This is a genomic window from Winogradskyella poriferorum (genome assembly GCF_036553625.1).
GTDB classification, from domain to species: domain Bacteria; phylum Bacteroidota; class Bacteroidia; order Flavobacteriales; family Flavobacteriaceae; genus Winogradskyella; species Winogradskyella poriferorum.
This window is the reverse complement of sequence record NZ_JAZHOU010000003.1, coordinates 315,689-340,284: the sequence shown is the minus strand read 5'-3', so window position 1 is coordinate 340,284 and position 24,596 is coordinate 315,689. Positions and strand designations below refer to the sequence as shown.

The 24,596-nt window shown below is 33.3% G+C and carries 27 protein-coding genes; 24 read left to right on the top strand and 3 right to left on the bottom strand.

Annotated features, from left to right (window positions below; genetic code table 11):
* Positions 1-37 precede the first annotated feature (37 nt).
* On the top strand, positions 38-607 hold the full coding sequence (locus tag V1468_RS11140; RefSeq protein WP_331810320.1) for a DUF4136 domain-containing protein: 570 nt from the start codon (positions 38-40) through the stop codon (positions 605-607).
* Here the strand turns inward: V1468_RS11140 and V1468_RS11135 are convergent.
* The gene (locus tag V1468_RS11135) at positions 604-1,767 is read right to left on the bottom strand and encodes a THUMP domain-containing class I SAM-dependent RNA methyltransferase (RefSeq protein WP_331810319.1); all 1,164 of its coding nucleotides are present in this window, start codon (positions 1,765-1,767) and stop codon (positions 604-606) included. The genes V1468_RS11140 and V1468_RS11135 overlap by 4 nt on opposite strands.
* A gap of 55 nt (positions 1,768-1,822) precedes the next feature.
* Here V1468_RS11135 and V1468_RS11130 point away from each other — a divergent pair, with 55 nt between their 5' ends.
* From V1468_RS11130 to V1468_RS11025, 22 genes are all read left to right on the top strand, one after another.
* Complete coding sequence (locus tag V1468_RS11130; protein WP_331810318.1) at positions 1,823-2,554, top strand: SAM-dependent methyltransferase; 732 nt, start codon at positions 1,823-1,825, stop codon at positions 2,552-2,554.
* 1 nt (position 2,555) lies between these two features.
* Positions 2,556-3,230 carry a ZIP family metal transporter gene (locus V1468_RS11125; protein ID WP_331810317.1) on the top strand — a complete coding sequence of 225 codons (675 nt, stop codon included), beginning with the start codon at positions 2,556-2,558 and terminating at the stop codon, positions 3,228-3,230.
* On the top strand, positions 3,231-3,662 hold the full coding sequence (locus V1468_RS11120; RefSeq protein ID WP_331810316.1) for a DUF4268 domain-containing protein: 432 nt from the start codon (positions 3,231-3,233) through the stop codon (positions 3,660-3,662).
* An 81-nt stretch (positions 3,663-3,743) separates the two neighbouring features.
* Positions 3,744-4,148: a hypothetical protein gene (locus V1468_RS11115; RefSeq protein WP_331810315.1), complete on the top strand. Its 405-nt coding sequence runs from the start codon at positions 3,744-3,746 to the stop codon at positions 4,146-4,148.
* Positions 4,149-4,274: 126 nt separating this feature from the next.
* Positions 4,275-5,363, top strand: a complete 1,089-nt coding sequence (locus tag V1468_RS11110) for an efflux RND transporter periplasmic adaptor subunit (RefSeq protein ID WP_331810314.1) — start codon at positions 4,275-4,277, stop codon at positions 5,361-5,363.
* A gap of 18 nt (positions 5,364-5,381) precedes the next feature.
* A complete protein-coding gene (locus V1468_RS11105) occupies positions 5,382-8,630 on the top strand; it encodes an efflux RND transporter permease subunit (protein WP_331810313.1) in 3,249 nt (1,082 codons plus the stop codon).
* Positions 8,623-10,071 carry a TolC family protein gene (locus V1468_RS11100; protein ID WP_331810312.1) on the top strand — a complete coding sequence of 483 codons (1,449 nt, stop codon included), beginning with the start codon at positions 8,623-8,625 and terminating at the stop codon, positions 10,069-10,071. Before V1468_RS11105 ends, V1468_RS11100 begins: the two co-directional genes overlap by 8 nt.
* Positions 10,072-10,210: 139 nt before the next feature.
* Complete coding sequence (locus tag V1468_RS11095) at positions 10,211-10,798, top strand: hypothetical protein (protein ID WP_331810311.1); 588 nt, start codon at positions 10,211-10,213, stop codon at positions 10,796-10,798.
* Positions 10,799-11,015: 217 nt separating this feature from the next.
* On the top strand, positions 11,016-11,678 hold the full coding sequence (locus tag V1468_RS11090) for a hypothetical protein (protein WP_331810310.1): 663 nt from the start codon (positions 11,016-11,018) through the stop codon (positions 11,676-11,678).
* Between the two features lie 195 nt (positions 11,679-11,873).
* Positions 11,874-12,113 (top strand): ribbon-helix-helix domain-containing protein, encoded by a 240-nt coding sequence (locus V1468_RS11085; RefSeq protein ID WP_036118677.1) that lies wholly within the window; start codon positions 11,874-11,876, stop codon positions 12,111-12,113.
* Positions 12,106-12,393: a type II toxin-antitoxin system RelE/ParE family toxin gene (locus V1468_RS11080; RefSeq protein WP_331810309.1), complete on the top strand. Its 288-nt coding sequence runs from the start codon at positions 12,106-12,108 to the stop codon at positions 12,391-12,393. The genes V1468_RS11085 and V1468_RS11080 overlap by 8 nt, the downstream gene beginning before the upstream one ends.
* Before the next feature lie 182 nt (positions 12,394-12,575).
* Entirely contained in the window at positions 12,576-13,259 is a 684-nt protein-coding gene (locus V1468_RS11075) for a hypothetical protein (protein WP_331810308.1), read from the top strand.
* A gap of 63 nt (positions 13,260-13,322) precedes the next feature.
* Positions 13,323-13,820: a hypothetical protein gene (locus tag V1468_RS11070; protein ID WP_331810307.1), complete on the top strand. Its 498-nt coding sequence runs from the start codon at positions 13,323-13,325 to the stop codon at positions 13,818-13,820.
* 138 nt (positions 13,821-13,958) lie between these two features.
* Complete coding sequence (locus tag V1468_RS11065) at positions 13,959-14,600, top strand: DUF1801 domain-containing protein (RefSeq protein WP_331810306.1); 642 nt, start codon at positions 13,959-13,961, stop codon at positions 14,598-14,600.
* Positions 14,601-14,603: 3 nt separating this feature from the next.
* A complete protein-coding gene (locus V1468_RS11060; protein WP_331810305.1) occupies positions 14,604-14,996 on the top strand; it encodes a DUF1801 domain-containing protein in 393 nt (130 codons plus the stop codon).
* A 24-nt stretch (positions 14,997-15,020) separates the two neighbouring features.
* The gene (locus V1468_RS11055; protein ID WP_331810304.1) at positions 15,021-15,488 is read left to right on the top strand and encodes a DUF1572 domain-containing protein; all 468 of its coding nucleotides are present in this window, start codon (positions 15,021-15,023) and stop codon (positions 15,486-15,488) included.
* Between the two features lie 134 nt (positions 15,489-15,622).
* Entirely contained in the window at positions 15,623-16,951 is a 1,329-nt protein-coding gene (locus V1468_RS11050; protein WP_331810303.1) for a TolC family protein, read from the top strand.
* Positions 16,952-16,962: 11 nt separating this feature from the next.
* A complete protein-coding gene (locus tag V1468_RS11045; RefSeq protein WP_331810302.1) occupies positions 16,963-18,195 on the top strand; it encodes an efflux RND transporter periplasmic adaptor subunit in 1,233 nt (410 codons plus the stop codon).
* On the top strand, positions 18,195-18,938 hold the full coding sequence (locus V1468_RS11040; protein ID WP_331810301.1) for an ABC transporter ATP-binding protein: 744 nt from the start codon (positions 18,195-18,197) through the stop codon (positions 18,936-18,938). Before V1468_RS11045 ends, V1468_RS11040 begins: the two co-directional genes overlap by 1 nt.
* Positions 18,939-18,940: 2 nt before the next feature.
* Complete coding sequence (locus V1468_RS11035; protein ID WP_331810300.1) at positions 18,941-20,161, top strand: ABC transporter permease; 1,221 nt, start codon at positions 18,941-18,943, stop codon at positions 20,159-20,161.
* Between the two features lie 9 nt (positions 20,162-20,170).
* On the top strand, positions 20,171-21,202 hold the full coding sequence (locus V1468_RS11030) for a sensor histidine kinase (RefSeq protein ID WP_331810299.1): 1,032 nt from the start codon (positions 20,171-20,173) through the stop codon (positions 21,200-21,202).
* 3 nt (positions 21,203-21,205) lie between these two features.
* The gene (locus V1468_RS11025) at positions 21,206-21,946 is read left to right on the top strand and encodes a LytR/AlgR family response regulator transcription factor (protein WP_331810298.1); all 741 of its coding nucleotides are present in this window, start codon (positions 21,206-21,208) and stop codon (positions 21,944-21,946) included.
* On the opposite strand, the gene trhA is transcribed toward V1468_RS11025, so the two are convergent.
* Together trhA and V1468_RS11015 are read right to left on the bottom strand one after the other, a co-directional pair.
* Positions 21,947-22,576 (bottom strand): PAQR family membrane homeostasis protein TrhA, encoded by a 630-nt coding sequence (gene trhA, locus V1468_RS11020; RefSeq protein WP_331810297.1) that lies wholly within the window; start codon positions 22,574-22,576, stop codon positions 21,947-21,949. It abuts the gene before it with no gap.
* A 3-nt stretch (positions 22,577-22,579) separates the two neighbouring features.
* Positions 22,580-23,269: a DUF4294 domain-containing protein gene (locus tag V1468_RS11015; RefSeq protein WP_331810296.1), complete on the bottom strand. Its 690-nt coding sequence runs from the start codon at positions 23,267-23,269 to the stop codon at positions 22,580-22,582.
* Between the two features lie 124 nt (positions 23,270-23,393).
* On the opposite strand from V1468_RS11015, the gene V1468_RS11010 reads away from it, so the two are divergent.
* On the top strand, positions 23,394-24,482 hold the full coding sequence (locus V1468_RS11010) for a M42 family metallopeptidase (RefSeq protein WP_331810295.1): 1,089 nt from the start codon (positions 23,394-23,396) through the stop codon (positions 24,480-24,482).
* Positions 24,483-24,596 lie beyond the last annotated feature (114 nt).

The following is a 24,596-nucleotide window of genomic DNA, read 5'->3' as shown; positions in this document are numbered from 1 at the left end:
AATTTAGAACTTTAAGAACATTCTAAATTACTGCGTTATGAGAGTTTATTCAATAATTTCGGGATTTATATTACTACTGCTTTTTAATTGTGCTGCAACAAGCGAAGTCGTTTACGACTACAACTTAGATGTGGATTTTAACCAATACGATACCTACGTACTCTGTATTGAGGATTTTACTGTTGAGCATCTTAACTATCCGCTACTAGATAACGATTTGGTAAGACAAACCATTGGTGATGCTGTTGCTTTAGAAATGGAAAACAAGGCACACAGAACCAATGTTCTTAATCCACAATTGCAGGCTGGTTTTAGAATTATCATCAGCGAAGAAACCGTAGAGTTTGAAAACTGTGAGCATTCTAAACATTTAGAATATTGGGAAAGTTGTACCATACATGAGGAAACCTATGAAGAGGAAACACTAATTGTGTATGTTGCCGATTTTGAAACCAATAAGGTATTATGGCATGCTTCTGTATTGTGCGAACTCAACAAACCAGAAAAAAAATTAATACCATACATTAATGGTTTGGTTAAAGATTTGTTTGATACCTACCCAAAAACACAAGTAGGTCGCAATCCTGATGAACAAAAAGAACTTTAATCGTTTTGTTTTTTGGCTTTTCGGCTGCCTTCGTACATTTCATATTTAACTAAGCGCGATTCTAATTTTGCGTTAAATACTTTTATTTTTCGAGATGGTCGCAAACCAATGTATTTTAAAGCTTCGAGATTAGAGGTTACCAGCCATGCATCCGTATTTGGGTAACCATGTTTTAGTGTTGTGCCGATATTACCATAAAACTCTTCGATATTAAGATTTTCTAAACGCTCACCATATGGAGGATTAAAAACCATATGTAATTTAGATGAACCTGCTTTTTGAGTTTTAAAGAAATCCTCATGCTGTATATGAATAAACTCATCTAAATGCGCATTCTTAATGTTTTCCTTAGCTTTTTTTACAGCAGAAGGAGACTTATCATAACCTATAATTTTATGATGAAAATCTCTGGTTTTTTTCAGTAAAGATTCTTCAATTTTTTCAAATAAATCCACGTCCCAATCTTCCCAACGTTCAAAAGCAAATTCCTTACGCATTAAGTTTGGCGGAATGTTACATGCAATCATAGCTGCTTCTGCCAAAATAGTACCACTACCACACATAGGATCCATAAAATCGGACTGACCATCCCAACCACTCATCATAATTAATCCTGCTGCCAAAACTTCGTTTATCGGAGCAATATTAGTTGCTGTTTTATAGCCTCGTCTATGTAAGGATTCACCAGAAGTATCTAATGAAATGGTACAGCGTTGACGATCTATATGCACGTTAATTTTTAAATCCGGAAAACGTAAATCTATATTAGGTCTGTTGCCATCTTGCTCTCTAAAACGATCTACAATAGCATCTTTGGTTTTTAAAGCTGTGTATTTAGAATGTGTAAAAACACTATGATGTACCGTAGCATCAACAGCCAAAGAACCATCAGACTTTAAGTAATCTTCCCACTTAATACTTTTTACGTTATTATACAGATCTTCCTCTCTGGCAACTCTAAAAGATTTAATAGGCTTTAATATTTTTATTGCTGTTCGCAATCCCATGTTTGCTTTGTACATAAAACCTTTATCACCAACAAAACTCACGTTTCTAACACCCTTTTCTACTTGCATTGCTCCAAGTTGAGTGAGTTCTTTAGCTAATATATCTTCAAAGCCAAATAAGGTTTTGGCTACCATTTTGAAATTATTGTCCATATAACACGTCAAATAGATTGCAAATTTAAACTATTTTTGCAGGACGTAATATGTTATGACAAATTCTACAAAACAATGGTACGCTTCGTGGTTTGATACACCATACTACCATATTTTATATAAAGACAGAGATTATACTGAAGCACAGCTTTTTATGGATAACCTCACCGATTACCTCAATATTCCAGAAGGTGGAAAAATTCTGGATTTAGCTTGTGGTAAAGGCAGGCACTCCATATACCTAAACTCATTAGGTTTTAACGTTACTGGTGTGGACCTGTCGGAGCAAAGTATAAAACATGCCAGCCAGTTCGCTAATGATACATTAAAGTTTGCTGTGCACGATATGACCAAACCGTATCCTGAAACTTTTGATGCTGTCTTTAATTTATTTACAAGTTTTGGCTACTTTGAGGATGATACTTGTAACCTAAAAACCATAGCAGCCATTAAAGAAGAATTAAACGATTATGGTTTTGGTGTCATAGATTTTATGAACGTTAACTACGTTACAGAACATCTAGTTGCTGAAGATATAAAAACAGTTGAAGGTATAGATTTTCATCAAAAAAGAAGTGTTAAAGACGGTTATATCGTTAAAGATATTAGTTTTAAAATTGATGATGAGCCTTACCAATTTCAAGAACGTGTAAAAGCTTTAACCTTAAATGATTTTCAAATTTTATTTGAAAAAGCAGGTGTCCATTTATTAGATGTTTTTGGAGATTATAAATTAGGTAAATATTATCCTCAAAGCTCTGAGCGTTTGATTATGATTTTTAAATAGAATGAACAAGTACCTTTTTCCCATTTATGCTATAATAATTGGTGTTATCATCGCATTTCTAACCAAAAAGCAAAAGTCAATATATACTAAATTACTACTATCATTTAGTGGAGCTTTTTTACTGGCACTTACACTTTTTGATTTACTGCCAGAGGTTTATGAGCATTTAGAAGCCAAAAAAACTGGTCTTTTTATAATGTGTGGTATTCTGTTGCAAATTATATTAGAGTTTTTATCTAAAGGTGCCGAGCATGGCCATGTACACATACATAAAAAAGACACTGCTTTTCCTTGGTTATTATTTATAAGCTTATGTATTCATAGTTTTTTAGAGGGTTTTCCTATTCATCAGCATAATGATATGGTCTATGGTGTTTTAGTACATAAAATACCTATTGCTGCACTCTTAACATCTTTTTTATTACAATCAAAGTATACAAAAGTTCAAGCTTTAAGTTTTATGTTGGTCTTTGCTGTAATGACACCTCTAGGTACACTGGTATCTAATACAACGTCTATTGGTACTACCCTACTTATGAGTATAAATGCTTTGGTAATTGGTATCTTCCTACATATCTCTACCACCATTTTATTTGAAACAGGTGATGGACACAAGTTTAATTTATCTAAACTAATAGCTATTAGTATAGGTGTATTAATTGCATACTTTATATAAATGTATAGTAAAGAAGAAAGCCGCCTATTACGACAAGAATTCTGGACCAGCTTCGGTAAATCATTTCCAAGAAAGTGGTTGCTGTATAATACTAAAATTAAAGGGCTTTCTTTTAAATTTCATTTCGACACAAAAAAAGCTCTTATATCTCTTGATTTAGAAGATGATCTCGAAAACCGTATTAATTGTTGGGAAAAACTAGAAGCACTCAAAAATATACTTCATACAGATTACTTACCTGATGCAATCTATGAGGAAGAATATTATTTAGAAAACGGTAAAGAAATATCGCGTATTTACCTTCCATTAGAACAGAAAGTATCTATCCATAACAAAAATACATGGAGAGCTGTTATGGAATTTTTTAATGTAAATATGATCTTATTTGAAACCTTTTTTGAAGAATATAAGGATATTATAAAAGGATCGTAAGCACTAAAACTCTTAAATTATAATTAAAAATTCTCTTTTTTTTGTTAATGTGTATCGATTGCAATAATTTTGGATGCTGAAATGAGAAACACTTTTAGAACATATCTGTATCTTACACTGGCTTTGTTACTAGGCTCCTTGTCTAGTTTCCATGCCTATGCAGTTACCTCTATAAGTAGTAATGAAACATATTCAAATCAGTATTTACAGGATTCTGATATTGATTCATTTCATTTCACAGGAGCTCATCAAACATCTGATAAAGATTACTTCGCAGAAGTACCAGAAATTGATGAATCTGAGAATGAAGAGTCTACTACAAAAACAAAATTAGACTCTACAATTTTTCACGCAACAGCATTTATTAATGCGCTTCTTTTTGAAAACTCCTCTAAAGAGCTTGAAAAGAGTGTTTTCCGTTCACCTAATACAATAACCAGACCTAAGGAAAGGTTATTTCTCTATTTTCAGGTTTTTATAATTTGATTTTGTACAACCGAAGAAGAACTCTAAAGTTCTTACTTTCTTAAGGAGTATTTTACTCCTAAGCACATTCCATCTGAGTACAGATGCTTAAGTACAATTATATCACATTATAAAAATTTCAAAAAATTGAAAACAAAATTTATTGTAACCATTTTTGCAGTATTACTTACACTACTATTTTCAAGCTGTGAAACCAAAAAAGAAAAACACGAAGAATCTACAACCTTTCTAGTAACGCACCCTGTTAAGAAAGACACCTCAACAACAAAGGATTATGTAAGTCAGATTCACTCAATAAGACATATAGAGCTCAGAGCTTTAGAAAAAGGCTATCTAAAAAACATTTATGTAGACGAAGGTCAATTTGTAAAACAAGGCCAAAAGATGTTTCAAATAATGCCAAACATCTATGAAGCTGAACTAAGTAGAGCTAACGCAGAATTGCATGTTGCTGAAATAGAACTACAAAACACGCAGTTATTAGCAGATGGCAATGTTGTATCACCTAATGAACTTGCTATGGCTAAAGCCAAATTAGACAAAGCTAAAGCAGAAGTAGCTCTAGCTCAAACGCATTTAGGGTTCACCAATGTAAAAGCACCTTTTGATGGTATTATGGACCACCTAGAAGTTAGAGAAGGTAGTCTTTTGGATGAAGGAGAGCTTCTTACAAAACTATCAGACAACAGTAAAATGTGGGTTTACTTTAATGTTCCTGAAGCTGAATATTTAGATTACATTACAAGTAAGGAAAAAGGTAATAAACAAAAAGTTTCACTTCTAATGGCTAACAACAAACCTTTTAATCAAACAGGTATTGTTGAAACTATTGAGGGAGAATTTAACAACCAAACAGGTAATATTGCATTTAGAGCAACCTTTCCAAATCCTGATGGCATTTTAAGACATGGCGAAACTGGAAGTATACTTATGACAGCACCTTACAAAGATGCTATTATAATTCCTCAAAAAGCAACCTTTGAAATACTAGACAAAACATATGTTTTTGTAATAGATAAAAACAATACTGTGATGCAGAAACAAATATCCATTGCTGCAGAACTACCTCATCTTTTTATTGTAGACAAGGGTCTCTCTGAAAACGACACCATACTTTTAGAAGGTATAAGGATGGTAAAAAACAAGGAAAAGATTAAAACCGAAATGGTAAATCCTACCGAAGTTTTATCCCATCTCGAATTATACGCAGAGTAACCTAAATCTACAAACATTATGTTTAAACAATTTATAAAAAGACCTGTTTTGGCAATTGTCATTTCGGTCATCATACTATTTATTGGTGGGCTTTCCATTAAGCAATTGCCAGTATCACAATTTCCACAAATTGCACCTACTACTGTAAATATTTTTATTGCATATCCAGGATCCAGTGCTGATGTACTGGTAAAATCTACATTAATACCTCTAGAAACAGCAATAAATGGTGTACAAGACATGCGCTATATTGCCTCTGATGCCACTAGTGCTGGTGAAGGCACAATTCGTATTATTTTCGATCCAGGTACAGGCCCAAATGAAGCTGTTGTAAGAGTAAAAACAAGAGTCGATCAGGTGATGCCATTATTACCAGAATTGGTTCAGCGAGAAGGTGTAATCATTACACCAGTTCAGCCAAGTATGCTAATGTACGTTAACCTTTTTAGCGACGATGATCATACAGACGAAAAGTTTCTTTACAATTATGCTTACACCAAAATTGTTCCAGAAATACAGCGTATTAAAGGTATTGCCAGTGCCCAGATATTAGGAAGTAGAAAATATGCGATGCGTGTTTGGTTAAAACCAGATCGTATGCGTGCTTACAAAGTATCGGCTGAAGAAGTATTAGAGGCTATGGATGAGCAAAGTATAATTGCACGTCCTGGTCGTTTAGGAAGAAGTTCGGGTATAAAAGCACAATCCTTAGAGTATGTACTCACCTACCAAGGTAGGTATAATGAACCTGAAGATTACAAGAATATCATTATTAAAGCTAATGAAGAAGGTGAAATTCTTCGTTTAAAAGACATTGCAGATGTTGAACTTGGTAGTGAGTTTTTTGATATCTACTCTAATCTAGATGGCAAACCATCTGCATCAATTGTACTAAAACAAACTTTTGGTAGTAATGGTAGTGACGTTATAGATGCTGTAAAAGAAAAGCTTAATGAGCTTAAGGAAGACCTTCCTCCAGGAATAAATTATAAAATAAGCTATGATGTTTCTAACTTTTTAGACGCTTCTATAGAACAAGTAATTCACACTTTGAGAGACGCATTTTTCTTAGTAGCCGTTGTAGTATTTTTATTTTTAGGAGATTGGCGTTCAACATTAATTCCAATAATCGCTGTTCCTGTATCACTAATTGGTGCATTTTTTATTATGCAATTATTTGGTTTATCTATAAACCTTATTACGCTTTTTGCCCTTGTTTTAGCCATTGGTATTGTAGTAGATGATGCTATTGTTGTAGTTGAAGCAGTACACGCCAAAATGGAAGAAGAACACTTAACTCCCTTCGATGCTGTTAAAAGTGTTATTGGAGAAATTGGTGGTGCAATTATTGCCATTACCCTAGTTATGGTATCAGTATTTGTACCTATATCCTTTATGACTGGACCAGTTGGTGTTTTCTACAGACAGTTCTCTATTACCATGGCTGGTTCTATTATTATTTCAGCATTAGTTGCACTAACACTAACACCTGTATTGTGTGCAATGCTCTTAAAGCACAATACTGGAGGAAAGAAAAAATCTCCTATAGATCGTTTTATGGACTGGTTCAATAGAGGTTTTGAACGTCTTACAGGCAGATACATAAAGGTGTTGAACAAAATTGTAGCACGTAGAGTATTAACTTTTGGTATTCTGGCTGCATTCTGTGCAGGTATATATCTAACAAACAAAGTTTTACCTGCAGGTTTTATTCCTAGTGAAGACCAAGGAATGATATATGCTATTATACAAACACCACCAGGTGCAACATTAGAACGCACAAATGAAGTTGCCAAAAAACTTCAGGAAATATGTGAAGAAACCGAAGGCGTACAATCGGTATCGTCGTTGGCTGGTTACGAAATTATGACTGAAGGCCGTGGATCTAACGCTGGTACATGTTTAATAAACCTTAAGCCTTGGTCTGAACGTCATCACTCGGTTCATGAAATCATGGAAGAGCTTGAAGAAGAAACTAAAAACCTTGGAGCTGTAATAGAATATTTTGAACCTCCAGCAGTTCCTGGATTTGGTTCTTCAGGAGGATTCTCAATGCGTCTATTAGACAAAACAAATTCTACAGATTACCATGAATTTGAAAAAATAAATAACAATTTCATGGATGCCTTACGAGAGCGCAAAGAAATCACTGGTTTGTTTACATTTTATGCTGCTAATTATCCACAGTATGAAATAAAAATAAATAACAAGGTTGCCATGCAGAAAGGAGTTTCTATTGGTAAAGCCATGGAAAACCTAAACATCCTAATTGGTAGTACCTATGAACAAGGTTTCATAAAATACGGTAGATTCTTCAAAGTATATACGCAAGCTGCTCCAGAGTACAGAGCCTTACCTACAGATTTAGACAAACTTTTTGTTAAGAACGAAGAAGGAGATATGGTACCTTATTCATCATTTATGACCTTAGAGAAAAAATTAGGACCTAACGAAATAACACGTTACAATCTGTACAATTCTGCTGCAATTCGTGGTTTACCAGCTGCTGGCTTTACAAGTGGTGATGCCATTAAAGCCATACAAGAAGTTGCAGAAGCCACTTTACCAAGAGGCTACGATGTTGCTTGGGAAGGCCTATCTTATGACGAAGCGTCTCGTGGTAACGAGTCTATTTACATTTTTGTAGTTGTACTCATTTTTGTGTATTTGGTTTTAGCCGCACAATACGAAAGTTTCCTATTACCACTTGCTGTAATTCTATCATTACCTGTTGGTATTTTTGGTTCATTCTTCTTATTAAAAGTCATGGGACTAGCCAATGATATTTATGCGCAAATAGGCATAATTATGCTTGTTGGGCTTTTGGGAAAAAATGCTGTACTAATTGTAGAATTTGCTGTACAAAAACGGAGTCAAGGTTCTACAATATTAGAAGCCGCAATAGATGGTGCCAGAGCACGTTTCAGACCAATTTTAATGACCTCTTTTGCTTTTATAGCTGGCTTAATTCCATTAATCATTGCCTCAGGTGCAGGTGCAATTGGTAATCGTACTATTGGAGGTTCATCCCTTGGTGGTATGCTGCTAGGAACATTATTTGGCGTTTTAATAATACCTGGACTATACTACATTTTTGGCAAGATGGCTGATGGTAAAAGTCTTATTAAGGACGAAAAAGATCAACCTCTTTCTGAAGAGTTTATTGAAAGAAGTGAAGCCGAAGATCAAACCAGAACTAATACTGAAAGCATCAATAGACTTCAAAAGTTAATTAACAAATTAAGAAAAAGTAATAAAGATGAATAACATCAAATTATATAACATAAAGACAAGATTTCTCTTTGTTTTAGTCTCGTTTTTAATCTTAAGTGCATGTGTACCTACACAAAAAGCAATTAGAGAAGAAAGCAAAATCGTTCCTGAATATTATCAAAATATAGAAACAGATACGATAAATTCTGCTCAGATACAATGGCGCGATTTCTTTTCTGACGAAAATTTAATAGCTCTTATAGATACTGCATTAGTCAACAATCAGGAGCTTAACATTATGCTGCAGCAAATTGCCATAGCTAACAACGAGATAAAAATTCGTAAAGGCGAGTATCTTCCTTTTGTTAATGTTTATGCTGGTGCTGAAGTAGAAAAGGTTGGCGAGTATACCAGAAATGGTGCTGTAGAACACAATTTAAACGTTCGTGAAGATGAAGAATTTCCTGAGCTACTTACCAATTTCACAGCAGGTCTATCCGTAACTTGGGAATTAGATATTTGGAAAAAACTAAGAAACGGCAAAAAAGCTGCTGTTTTAGAATATCTAAGTACCATGGAAGGCAAAAACTTTATGGTTACCAATCTGGTTGCTGAAATCGCAAGCACATATTACGAGCTTTTAGCCTTAGATAATCAATTAAGCATTATTGAACAAAATCTCGAAATTCAGCAAAATGCCCTAAAAATGGTACGACTTCAAAAGCAAGCTGCCAGAGCAACACAATTAGCTGTAAGACGTTTTGAAGCCGAAGTATTAAAAAACCAAAGCAACAAATACAATATTCAGCAACAGATTGTAGAAACCGAAAACAAACTCAACTTTTTAATTGGTCGTTTTCCACAACCTATAGAGAGAAATACAGATGGTTTTATAGAGCGAAATATCGATATAATTTATACTGGCATTCCATCACAATTACTTTCTAATAGACCAGATATTAAACAGGCAGAATATGAGTTGGAAGCCTCCAAACTGAATGTAAAAATTGCCAGAGCAAACTTCTATCCTTCTATTGGTATAAAAGCAGGTGTTGGTTTAGAAGCTTTTAAACCAAAATATATTGTAGACACACCACAATCTTTATTATATAATTTGGTTGGAGATGCTGTAGCTCCACTAATTAACAGGAATGCTATAAAAGCTGAATACAAAACAGCTAATAACAGACAATTACAAGCTGTTTTTGAGTATGAAAAAGCAATCTTAAACGGTTATATAGAAGTTGCTAACGAACTCTCTAATATTAATAACCTAAAGGAAAGTTACAAGCTTAAAGAGCAACAAGTAGAAGCTCTTACAGAATCTATTGACTTGTCCATTAAGCTTTTTAAATCTGCAAGAGCAGAATACACTGAAGTATTGCTTACTCAACGCGAAGCTTTAGACTCTAAAATAGAAATTATAGAAACCAAGAGAGATCAGTTTTTAGCCAACATCAAACTTTACCAAGCTTTAGGTGGTGGCTGGAACTAACCCTTAATACCCTTAATTAATTTCATAAGCCATTCTGCAATTCTTTGTAGAGTGGCTTTTTTTATTACACTTTCATTTATCTCCACAAATTCACAAATAAAACCATATATTAGTTGGTATATAACGAGTTGGCAATAATATGAAAAGACAAACTAGAATAATAATTGCAATTGTATTTCTTCTCACTTCATTGTTGAGTAGTTTTTATTTTTTACCTAAAGAATCTGAATTATACTTGAAAAGTGACATATCCGAATTACGCAGTTCTATTTTACCAATCTCAATTTTATTATCCATTGTTTTAGCCTTCATAATTGCTTTTCATAAATCTGAATTTAATGGTGGAAAATGGTCTAAAGCTATTTACATAGGATACATTGGAATTACAAGCTATCTGATTTTGAGTTTGACATCTGACTTATTAACGACCATTGCTCTGAAAACAAACAGAATAACTAAAAACGAAACTGTGAATAAAAATTTCGTTATAAGTACATTCACAGTAACTACCAATGGAGAATTAACGGAATCTGGACCTTGGGTTATTAGATCTGAAAACAAATATGAAGTTCGTGGAAGAATCAAAGATAAATCATATGAAGATGATGTTGACGGAATATTTATGGACAAAAATGACTATGCAAAAATTGAACATAAAGAAGAATTCAAAATCACTTTATCAAATGGACTTTTCGGAATTCCTTATGAACCAATAATAAATGACTAAATACTATTGCCAACAATGTATAACCGCAATTACGGCGGATTCGACTACGTCCGAATCCACTCGGAATTGCTAAAGTCAGTCCAAACCGAAAAGTTTGCGTACTTTAACCCGTAACTGACGGTTATACGAGACCGTTGGGGCAATTTGAAGAAAGACAAAAGAAACTATCAAGTAGCATGACAAATAAATCTTGACTTGGATAACATTGAAAAGAAAATTGAGAAATTCAAAATATAGACAATTAGGAATACCAAGTTTATTTATAGTTGGTGGTGGATTTGCAATATTGTTTTTAATTGGATTATTTGTTTTAAACTATAACAACTATCGTGAAACAAACGCTGGCTATTCATACTCTGACCTGAAAGATAGATACCCAGTTATTGAAGATATTGAAACCTATGACTTCATGAATCACACACTCTTTGACGGTGACAGTATTCTGACAGACTCAATGGAGTTTATGAAGCTAAACTGCTTTTCTTTGAAACACAGTTCAGATTTAAAATCGTTCATCAATTCAATAAGTGACAGCTTATTAAGTAGTTCTGACAAGAAATTTATGAGAAATCAATTGACAGATGAAGTTTACTTGTGGGACAATGAAAGATTGATAAATGCTTGGTGTCTTATTCCAAGTGACTTTGCTAAAATAAATCGTTCTGACACGACTGATTATTGGGAAGAGTTTAGAGCGAATTTTGGCAAGTATGGACACCACCACTATTCAAGGCCTATATTTAACCAAGACAAGAATATTTGTGTAATTGAGCATAGCGGACAAGGCGATTGGCTTATGGGTAGTGGAGACATTCTTTTATTCAAAAAAGTAAACGGAAATTGGAGACTGTTGAAAGAAGAAAATTTATGGATAAGTTAAAAAACAAAAACTGCCCCCAACAAAGTGTATAAATATAGGGCTGATAGGGGTTACGGAGAGTTTTCTGCTCTCAACAAACATCCTGCTCGCTGGACACTGACATAGTTCTAAAGCCCTACATTTCATACACAAACCGTTGGCTAAAATTTGTAAATGATTCGAATTTGGTGTATATTTACATCAAAATATGTAGTTATGTCAAGACAAAGTATATCATTTACAAAACCGAACGATGAATGGCTAAAAGCCCAAGTGGACAATAAAGAATATTCTAGCAAAAGCGAATTAGTTAACGATTTAATTAGACAAGCCCGAAAACAGCAAGTTCAAATTGACTGGATTCGAGCTAAAATTGAAAAAGCTGAAAATAGTGGATTTACGAATGACAGTAAAGAAAGTATTTTAGCTCAATCAAAGTCTTTGCTGAATGGCTAAATACAAACTGACAAATGAAGCGAAAAATGACTTGATTCGGATTCACCATTACGGAGTTAAAAAATTCGGAATGACCCAAGCGGACAAATATTTTGAGTCTTTTTTTGAATATTTTGACATTATCGCTGAACGTCCTTTTTCCTTTGAATCTGTTGATTATATAAAAAAAGGATACAGACGTTGTGTTTGTGGAGTTGATAGTATTTTCTATAAAGTCAATGAAAATAATATTGAAATAGTGACAATAGTTGGAAGACAAGATTTGAATGAAAAATTTTAATGAAATTAAAAAAACTGTAACCAACAATGTATAACTGCAATTACGGCGGATTCGACTATCCTTCGACTACGCTCTGGACAGGCTCAAGCGAATCCACTCGGAATTGCTAACGCCAGTTCTTAACCGAAAAACATTATCTTTAATCCTATAACCGAGGATTATACGAGACCATTGCCACACATTTGAAAAATCTGCTCGACATAATAATCTTAATTCTAATTTTGACCTCGTGTCAGAATGAAAAAAAGCTGAATGGAACTTGGATATCATCCTACAAATTTTCTGACAATGATTCCATTAAAAACTATGATGTTGGAGACTTTCCTTTCAATCAGCTAATAACATTTGATAATGGAACTTTCCACATAATAGAATTCAAATATGATTCTTACGAAAATAAAAGAACTGCTCAATTTGAACTTAAAGGAAAAAATTTATTAGATTTTGAAAATAAATACTTCGTAATTTCTGGAAATGAAGACTATAATTCCGAAATAATTGACCCATTGACAAAGGACAGTCTGGTATTCAAAAATTACAATCAAAATAGTGTTTATAAAAGATTAGTTGACTCTTTAAAAAATAAGTCGATCGACATAAAACTGAGAGGAAAAAAATTCGTACGGAATTTTAGAAAATGGACTGATACAATTCAATTTATAAATGACTCAGTTTATGTGAGTAATTCATGGAAATTTGGAGACTCTGACCATTTTATGTGGGAACGAATAAAACATAATGGATTTGATATATTATTCACCGAAAATTATGCACCATTCATATTAAAAAAACAAATTGGAGATGAAATTTATGTGTCAGTTTTAGGAAATAAAAAGGAAGATTATATTTTAAAAGAAATTGAATAAAACTGGTGGCAACAACATTTAAAGCTCATTACAACTGAATTCTTTAATAGCGCTACCTATACTATGAAAAAAATCGTTCTATTTACAATAGTCTTAATTTCGATTAACAGTTTTGCACAAGAAAAACGAAAAATGTTTAAAGCGGAATTTGCGTCGTTCACTATCCAATGCGAAAAGATTGGCAGACTATTAATTGACAAAACAATAGCGTCTGACCTATCAGAATGGTATGAAGGTAGTGATTTGGGAAAATTAAATTCTGAAATAGCAGCCTTTGAATCTGAAATTGATGGTTCTGATTTGGAGGTTACATATTACTTATCTCTTATGAATGAAAAACCGTTGATCTATACGTTTGATTTTCGTAATGCGGAAAGCGGAACACCATTTGGACAGATATTCATTCGATTTAAAAATGATGATAATACTTTAGTTGATAACTTAAGAATAGTCACTAAATCAAAAATTGAAGAAATAGAATCTGAATCTGAAAATTCAGACTTCCCAAAACTTCCACCACCTCCAAAACCTACCAAAGAGACAAATAAAAGTGGTAATTAAACTATGATATTTAAACAATAAATTTTGTCAGCTATATAATTATTAATCTTATTAATTATCTTTCAATCACCTAAAAAAGCCATACTAGAGACTTATAATTTTTATTTTAAAACTATCGGTAAGTAAATCATAAACCATATGAATCCTAAAGTTACTGCGTATTTAGACAATTTAAATAGATGGCAAGAAGGACTGACACTACTGCGTAAAATTATACTAGATTGTAACTTAACGGAAGCTTACAAATGGAAACATCCTTGTTACACTTATAAGAATAAAAACGTAGTTATCATTCATGATTTTAAAGACTACTGTGCCATTTCATTTTTAAAAGGCAGTTTAATAAAAGACACAGAAGGTATTCTAATTCAACCCACAGAAAACATACAAGCCAGCAGACAAATAAGGTTTACAAACCTCAATGAAATTAAAACACTTTCAACCATAATTAAGCATTATATTTTTGAAGCTATTGAGGTTGAAAAATCAGAACAAAAAGTAGCCTACAAGGCACTTTCAGATTACGATATACCTACTGAATTAGAAGAGCAGTTTCAAAATGATAATGACTTTAAAAATGCATTTAGCAACCTAACTCCAGGAAGACAAAAAGGATACCTGTTATTCTTTAACAAAGCCAAACGATCTAAAACCAAGACTAACCGAATAGAAAATAACAAACAACGTATTTTAGATGGCTATGGACTAACAGATTGTACCTGCGGACTCTCTAAACGAAAACCAAATTGCGATGGCTCTCATAAGCAATTAAACGCATAGAAGATGAACTCTGACATTACACTTTATAATCAAAACCAAGAAGATGGAGCACGAGAAATTTGTGAGCAATTATCTACTATTCTTTATCAATTATTGCCTAATGCCGAAAACAAAATATGGCACAGACATCCAGTATGGTTTTTAGAAGGTAATCCTATTGTAGGTTACAGTAAACTTAAAGCAGGTATACAACTTATGTTTTGGAGTGGCGCAAGCTTTGAAGAAGAAGGTTTAAAACCTGGAACCGGAAAATTTAAAGACGCATCTAAACTCTATACTTCTGTAGATGAGATTAATCTCGAAGACTTAAACCGTTGGATTGAAAAGTCTAAATTAATTCAATGGGATTATAAAAACATCTATAAACGCAAAGGTGTGTTACTTAGACTCAAATAATTAAAAAAACATTCTTGAATATCTATGAACTCAACCCAACTAGCCAACAGACTTGGAAAAGTTATTTTAAGTGGCACATGGATAGCTAACACCAACATTAAAGATCAAATAGAAAACTTAGATTACACCATTGCCAACAAACAAGTTCAATCGCTAAATACCATAGCAATTTTAGCGCAACACATACACTACTATGTGTCTGGTATAAAAAACGTTTTTATTAACGGCCACTTAGAAATAAGAGACAAATTTAGTTTTGATTTTCCTCCTATAACATCACAAAAACAATGGAATTCGTTTCAAAATCTATTTTGGAAAGACACCGAAGAATTAATTCAGCACATCAGTGATTTATCAGAATCTGAACTCCAAAACCCATTCGTAGATGAAAAATATGGTAGCTACCAACGCAATATTGATGGCTTAATAGAACATGCTTATTACCATCTTGGGCAAATTGTACTGATAAAGAAGATGATAGAATCGTCTTAAATCACTTTGACATCCTAAAATTCTCGTCGATAAAAAAGACCAAAACGTATAGTAAATAGCCTTAAACGTCTATTATACTTTATTAAGGTAGCCTTTTGTTTCACATTTGATGTGTAAATTAAAATACACGTCTGATGAAACGACTTCAAATTATATTAATAGTATTCATAGTGCAAATAGGATTTGCACAGACAGAAAACTCTTCAACAAAACAAATATGGACACTGCAAGACTGCATTGCTTATGCCATTGAAAATAACATTACAATAAAAGATGCCACTTTAAACAAATCTCAGGCAGATGTTAACTATTATGAAGCTAAATCTTCAAGATTACCAAACCTTTTTGGTTCAGCTTCTCAAAGTTTTACAAATGGCAATTCAATTGACCCTATTACTAGTGATTATGTAAGTGACCAAATACATAGTACCAATGTTGGTTTAAGCAGTTCTATAACTTTATTTCAAGGAAATCAAATTAACAATCAGATTGCACAAAACGCCTTACTGGTTACTCAAAGTCACTTTTTAGAAGAAGAAGCAAAAAATAATATTATACTCAGTGTTTTAGAAAATTACCTTCAAATTTTGCATGCTAAAGAAGGGATTACCATTGCAGAAAACAACTTAAAATCTACAGAGCAAGAAGTAGAACGTGCAAAGGCAAGATTAGATGCTGGTACTATTGCTTTAAGTGATTATACCGAAGCTCAAAGTCAGGCTGCAACAAACAAATATGCTTTAATCAATGCCAAAAACACACTCCAACAATATATCATAGCTTTAAAACAGTTACTAGAGCTAAACCCTACTCAAAATATAGAAATTGAAACGTTAGATGAAGGTACCGACTATTCATCCATCCTATTAGATAAAATTACGATATATAATAGAGCTCTAGGAATTTTACCAGAAGTTAATGCAAGTAACCTAAACATAGAAGCCAGTGAAAAAGGGCTAGATATTGCAAAAGGTGGCTACCTGCCAACACTATCTTTAACCTCTAGCCTTGGCTCTGGGTATACAAGTATAGATGATAATACATTTTCAGATCAGTTTAATGTCAACTTTAATCAGCGTATTGGCTTATCATTAAGCATTCCAATATTTAACAGAAATCAAACTAAAACAGCCGTAAAAACAGCTGAAGTTAATATAGAGAAAGCTAAAGTTGCTAAACAATCTACCGAAAAGGAAATCTACCTAAAGGTTGAAACTGCATACCAAAATGCATTATCGTCTCAAGAACAACTTGTTGCAGCAGAAGCATCTATGGAAGCTGCAAAGCAATCATACAATTTAGCACAAAAAAAGTATGAGTTAGGTGGATTAAGTACAACAGATTTAGTCATCAGTCAAAATACATATACAGGTGCACAACAGGATTATTTGCAAGCCAAATACCTGAATATACTCTATCATCAATTATTAGAATTTTATCAAGGAAATGCCATAACTCTTTAATCATAAAAATTATGAAAACAAATAAAAAAATAATTACCGCAACGATAACATTAGCTATTATTGCATTGGTCCTTTATCTTTTATTAAAACCAAGCCAAACAGTAATCGTTGAAGCAAAAACCATAGTAGCAACAACAGGCAATGTCACTAACTTAGTTACTGCAACTGGCACCATAGAACCAATAACACAAGTAGAGGTTGGTACTCAAGTCTCTGGAGTTGTAGAAAAAATCTATGTAGATTATAATAGTGAAGTTAAAGAAGGGCAACTTATCGCTGAATTAGACAAGACTAATTTAAAAGCTTCAGTCGTGCAAGCACAAGCCAATTACGACAATGCTTTGAGTCAAAAAAACTATACCGAAACTATTTACAACAGACAAAAAACTCTTTTTGACAACCAGGTAATTAGTAAAGCCGATTATGACGATGCACTTTACAGTTACCAAACAGCCAAAGGTACTGTAACACAACGTTATTCAGAGCTTCAAACTGCAAGAACAAACTTGGGCTATGCCAATATTTACTCACCAATTGATGGTGTGGTGTTATCGAGAGATATTGATGAAGGCCAAACCGTTGCTGCAAGCTATAGCACACCTACCCTATTTACTATTGCTCAAGATTTAAAAGAAATGCAGGTAGAAGCAGATGTTGATGAAGCTGATATAGGAAATGTAAAAGAAGGTCAACGCGTGTCCTTTACTGTAGATGCTTATATAGGAGAAACATTTGAAGGTGAGGTTACACAAGTTAGGCTCAACCCAACAACGACATCTAATGTAGTAACCTATACTGTGGTAATAAAAGCACACAACCCTGATTTAAAACTAAAACCAGGATTAACAGCTACAATCTCTATTTATACTTTAGAGCTAAAAGATGTATTAACAACGCAAGCAAAAGCAGTAAACTTTAAGCCAGAAACAGCATTAATGTCACAATACATAGAACAAAATAACTTAGAAACACCAAACCCATCAGACAATAACGCAACAAATAAAAAAGAAGAACAAACTATACTTTGGGTACTAAATAATGATAAAACCATAGAGCCTAAACCTGTAAAACTTGGCGCAAGTGATGGTGTAAACGTTCAAATTTTAGAAGGTATCTCTAAAGGAGAGAAGCTGGTGTATAGTCTTAAAGAAGGCAGCAGTACTGCAGAAATTACATCTGAAGCAACTAGCGAAAGCCCTTTTATGCCAAAACCACCTGGATCTAACAAAAAGAGTAAATCATAATGGCTAAAGAAATTATAAAAATAGAAGACTTAAAGCGTCAATTTACCATGGGATCAGAAACCGTACACGCTTTAAAAGGGATTTCATTTACTATTGAAGAAGGTCAGTTTGTAACCATTATGGGCTCTAGTGGCTCTGGTAAAAGTACAATGCTTAACATTTTAGGTTGTTTGGATCAGCCAACATCAGGAAATTATGAAATTGATGGAGTTAAGATGAAAGATTTATCTAAAAATGAATTGGCAAAAATTAGAAATGAAAAGATTGGATTCATCTTTCAATCATACAACTTACTAGCACGTACAAGTGCTATAGAAAATGTAGAATTACCCTTATTATATAACAGTAAAGTAACTTCTGAAGAGCGAAGGAAACGTGCAATCAAAGCTTTAGAGATGGTTGGTTTGGGCGAACGGCTGCACCACACTCCTTCGCAACTTTCAGGAGGACAACAACAACGCGTAGCCATTGCAAGATCATTGGTTAATAATCCTGTAATGATTTTAGCAGATGAAGCCACTGGAAACCTTGACACCAAAACATCTTACGAAATAATGACATTGTTTCAAGAATTAAACGCAAAAGGCATTACAATAACATTCGTTACACACGAGCCAGATATTGCTGCGTTTAGCAGTAGAACTGTTGTGTTAAAGGATGGGGAAATTTTACAGGATTACAAAAACCATAAGGTACAATCTGCTGCAGAACACTTGGCAAAACTATCTTTAGAAAATCATTAGTTATGAGACTATTAAACTTACTTAAAATAGCTTACAAAGCAATCATTTTAAATAAAATGAGAACCTTGCTTACGATGCTTGGTATTATCATTGGTGTTGCTTCTGTAATAACAATGTTAGCAATTGGAGAAGGCTCTAAAGAGAGTATTCGTACTACCATATCAAGTATGGGCTCTAACATGATTACAATAAGACCAGGCGCTGATGATAGAGGTCCAGCGCGAGGAAGTGGAGGAAATGTACAAACACTTACACTAAATGATTACGAAGCCATAAAAGAACAGAGTAAACTATTAAGTTACATAACACCAATGGTTAATAGTAGCGGACAGATTATTAGCGGTTCTAACAATTGGCCTAGCTCAATATATGGTGTTTATCCTGAATATTTAGACATTAAGGTTGTTGGTTTACAAAGCGGAAGTATGTTTACTGATGCTGAAGTAAAAACAGCTTCAAAAGTTGCTTTAATTGGTCAAACCGTTGTAGATAATGTATTTCCAAATGGCGAAGACCCTGTAGGTCAAATGATTCGTTTTAATAATATTCCTTTCAAAGTAATTGGTGTTTTAGAAGAAAAGGGTGAAAACACCTTTGGGCAAGACCAAGACGATATTGTCATTGCTCCTTTTTCAACTGTGCAAAAACGTATTTTAGCTATCGATTATTTAAATCAAATTATGGCTTCAGCTATTAGTGAAGATGATGCACCTGAAGCTGTAGAACAACTAACAGATATTCTAAGAATTCAGCACAAACTATTAGATAATGAAGAAGATGATTTTACAGTACGCTCTATGGAAGAATTAATTTCTACATTTAGATCCACAAGTGAAATGCTGACCGTATTGCTAGTTGCTGTTGCAGGAATTTCACTTTTAATTGGAGGTATTGGTATCATGAACATTATGTACGTATCTGTAAAAGAGCGTACTAAAGAAATAGGGTTGCGTATGGCTGTTGGTGGTAAAGGTTCAGATATTTTGATGCAGTTTCTAATCGAGGCCATTTTAATAAGTATTACTGGTGGTTTACTAGGCGTATTATTAGGTTTAGGCGCAACAGTTTTCATTGAAAATTTCTTAAATTGGCCTACAAGCGTAGCTATGTATTCTATTATTATTTCTTTTGCAGTATGTGCTATTACCGGAATATTTTTTGGATGGTATCCTGCTAGAAAAGCTTCTGCTTTAGATCCTATAACAGCTTTACGCTACGAATAAAATAGTCTTATGTCTAAAAACAATAAAATAACTCTATTTGCGCACTTATTAGTATGGTTGGTTTTATTTTCTACTCCATTTGTTTTGGCTTATGGACAAGAAGATATCAATAGAGTGATTGCTCATTTTATTGTACCAATGATATTTTATGCCGTAATTTTCTATACAAACTATTTTGTTTTAGTTGATCGGTATTTGTTTACTAAAAAAATGGTTCTTTTTATAGTATTCAACCTTCTGATGATAGTGCTATTTGTCTACCTTAAAGATGTTATAGAAAACACCTTTTTTGAACAAGTTAATAGAAAACGACCAGAAGGTGATGGTGAAGGCCCACCAGTAAAACTATTTATTTATGTACAAATGTTGTCGTATGTAGCACCTCTGCTATTTTCAATAGCTATAAAAACGACAAAACGCTGGGTAAAAACAGAAGCTGAACGTAAGGAAGCCGCTAATTTTAAACTAAAATCAGAATTACAGCATTTGCACTATCAATTGCAACCGCATTTCTTTTTCAATTCATTAAACAATATTTATGCGTTGGTAGATATTTCACCAGAAGAAGCAAAAACTTCTATTCACAGTTTAAGCAAATTAATGCGGTATATGCTTTACGAAACCAATGTTGAGTTGATTTCACTATCAAAAGAAATCGATTTTATGACCAAGTACATTGAATTAATGAAGTTGCGTGTATCTGATAAAACAACTGTGAGTTATAGTTTTCCTAAGGAAGAAATTGGAATAAAAATAGCACCTTTATTATTCATTTCATTGATAGAAAATGCCTTTAAGCATGGTGTTTCGGCTAGTCAAGAGAGTCAAATAGAAATTTCAATGGTATTGGAAGGCAAAACCGTAAGTTTCAAAACACTAAATAATAATTTTCCGAAAAAAGTAGATGACAAGAGTGGTTCAGGTATTGGATTACAAAACTTAGAAAAGCGTTTACAACTTTTATATGCAGATAATTATACCTTTAATACATCTGTTGAAAACGGCTTATTTTCAGTAACTTTAGAAATAGAAACCACATAATTTATGAGTACTCTAAAAATATCTTGTGTAGCTGTAGATGATGAACCTATGGCATTAAATTTAGTTGAAAGCTATATTGAAAAGACGCCGTTTTTAGAGCTTAAAACTAAATGTAGTAGTGCTATTGAGGCAATGCAATTTATTAAAGAGCATCCTGTAGACTTACTTTTTTTAGACATACAAATGCCCGATTTAACAGGAATAGAGTTCTCTAAAATGTTGCCAGATAACACACGTGTAATTTTCACAACGGCCTTTGATCATTATGCGCTAGAGGGATTTAAGGTTGATGCAATAGACTATCTACTAAAACCTTTTGATTATGCTGAATTTCTGGCTGCTGTAAACAAGGCACAAAAATGGTTTAATCTTGTTAAAGGAAAATCTAATGAAGCTCAAATTATTTCAAAAGAAAAAGAATTCTTATTTGTAAAGTCTGAATATAAGCAACTACGTATTAAGCTAGATGATGTACTCTATTTTGAAGGTTTAAAAGATTATATAAAAATATGGTTAAAAGATAACCCAAAGCCAATTCTAACCTTAATGAGTTTGAAATCTTTGGAAGAAGAATTACCCAGTACACAATTTATGCGTGTCCACCGCTCCTTCATTGTTTCTCTTAATAATATTGATGTTATTGAGCGTAGTCAGATTATCATCAATAAACAGCGTATAACCGTTTCAGAACAATACAAACCTAAATTTTTAGAGTTTATAAACAACAACTCACTCAATTTATAGCTATATCACATGATTAAAAATCATAAAGAAGTGGCAAATAGCACCTCCTAATACAAACAAATGCCAAATAACATGATTATAAGGAATTCTTTGGATTGCATAAAAGACAATACCTACTGTGTAAGACAAACCACCAGCAAATAACCACAAAACACCAGTTGGTCCAATCGCATCAGCTAGGTTAGAATAGTCAAAAACAATTAACCAACCCATCACGAGGTATAATAGTGTAGAAAAAAGTTCAAATCGACCTGTAAAAAAGAGTTTTAAGATTAGTCCAAAAGCAGCAATTCCCCAAACCACCCAAAACAATGGCCAGCCATTACTCTCTCTAAGTGTTATTAACAGTACTGGAGTATAAGTACCTGCAATAAGTAAATATATGCTTATATGATCTACAATTCTAAAATAATGCTTGCGCTTCTCCCCTTTTACAGCATGATAAAATGTAGATGCTAAAAACAGGATAATTATAGATATACCATAAACAATGACACTAAAAAGACTCCAAGGTTTTGTCTTGTTATCAGAAAACACAATAAGTAAAACCAAAGCAACAATTCCCAGGGCAGCACCAATACCATGAGACCAAGCGTTTAGTTGTTCCTCTAGTTTGGTTTGTGTACGCATTAATTATTCAGATTTGTTAGATTTCTTTTTAGATTTAGACCATTTATTTACACAAGCATAATAGTCTATTTCAAATGCTGGTTCTTGTTTTTCTAATATGCCATTTTGAAACGCTCGTTGTAAAATATCTTCAATTAAATAATCCTCTTCTACTACTAAAGGATCAAACTCTTCCTTTAAAGAAATATTAAACAATTTTGCTGTACTATTAAACCAAAAGGCACGCCAACCATTTCGCAACTCTTTAATAAGATCAAAGGTTGTTTTTCCAGTTTGTCTGTGTATAAGTTTCACCAGTATTTGTCCTTCGGTTTTTGTTAGTTTTTTTAGCTCAGCAGAAAACTCATCTTCAATATACCGTTGTATTACTTTAGCATACTTTTTTCTATCGCGTTTTCGCTCTAATAAATCTAATCGTTTTTGTAGAGTTTCTAAACGTTCTGCTGCTAATTTAGCATAAGGAAAAACCTTATGAGTTTTTCGTCTCAAAACAACATATCTAATACGTGCTTTTCTGTCTTTAAAACTAAGATTAGGAAGCATTAAAACTTCATCTAACTCAACTTCAGTAACAGGAATAGAATCCCCTTCAATAATCATATAATGTACCGCTGTAGAATCTTGCTCCACAGGATCTTCCTGAGCAAAAACTAAAGCAGAAAACAGCAACATTATGTAAGTTATATACTTCATGTTGAAATTGATATCTAAAACCGTTCCAAAAAACAAATTTCAGGGAATTCAAAATTAACAATTATTACTTCCTTTAACCCTAAAATCGTATTAATATTATTATTTTTAAGGAAAATTTTTACCAATGGCTAAAAAGCAATTACTCAACAAAAAGTCGATGGACTTTTTAGAAAAATATTTAAATAATGCCTCACCTACAGGTTACGAATGGGATGGGCAAAAAATATGGATGGATTATCTAAAACCGTATGTAGATGAATTTATAACAGATACTTACGGAACTGCTGTAGCAGTTATAAATCCTAAGGCAAAATACAAAGTTGTAATAGAAGGACATGCTGATGAAATCTCTTGGTATGTTAATTACATCTCAGACAACGGTTTATTGTACGTGATAAGAAATGGAGGTAGCGACCACCAGATTGCACCAAGTAAAGTTGTAAACATCCATACCAAAAAGGGTATTGTAAAAGGTGTGTTTGGTTGGCCTGCCATACATACTCGTAATAAATCTAAAGAAGAACCACCAAAACCAGATAACATTTGCATAGATATTGGCGCAAAAGACAAAGATGAAGTTGAAAAAATGGGAGTTCATGTAGGTTGTGTTATTACATATCCTGATGAATTTCATATTCTTAACAAAGACAAATTTGTTTGTAGAGCACTAGATAATAGAATGGGTGGTTTTATGATTGCTGAAGTGGCACGTTTACTACACGAAAACAAAAAGAAATTACCTTTTGGACTTTACATAACCAACTCTGTACAAGAAGAAATTGGCTTACGTGGTGCGGAAATGATTACTCAAACTATTAAACCAAATGTAGCTATTGTTACTGACGTAACTCACGATACCACAACACCAATGATAGACCCTAAGAAGCAAGGTTTAGCAAAAATTGGTGATGGTCCTGTGGTTGCTTATGCTCCTGCTGTGCAACAAAAGTTAAGAGACTTAATTACAGATACTGCTGAAGAAAAGAAAATACCTTTTCAGCGTGCTGCATTATCGAGAGCTACAGGTACAGATACTGATGCCTTTGCATACAGTAATGGTGGTGTAGCTTCTGCCCTAATCTCTTTACCATTGCGTTACATGCATACAACGGTGGAGATGGTTCATAAAGATGATGTTGAAAACGTCATAAAACTCATTTATGAAACGCTTCTAAAAATTAAAGACGGAGAAACGTTTAGCTATTTTAAATAATTAAAAAAGACGGTCTGAGAAGTAGGAAAACTGTCATTCTGAATTGTCCCACTGAGCGCAGTCGAAGTGTATTTCAGAATCTGAAACAAGTTCAGATTGACAAAAAATGCTTTT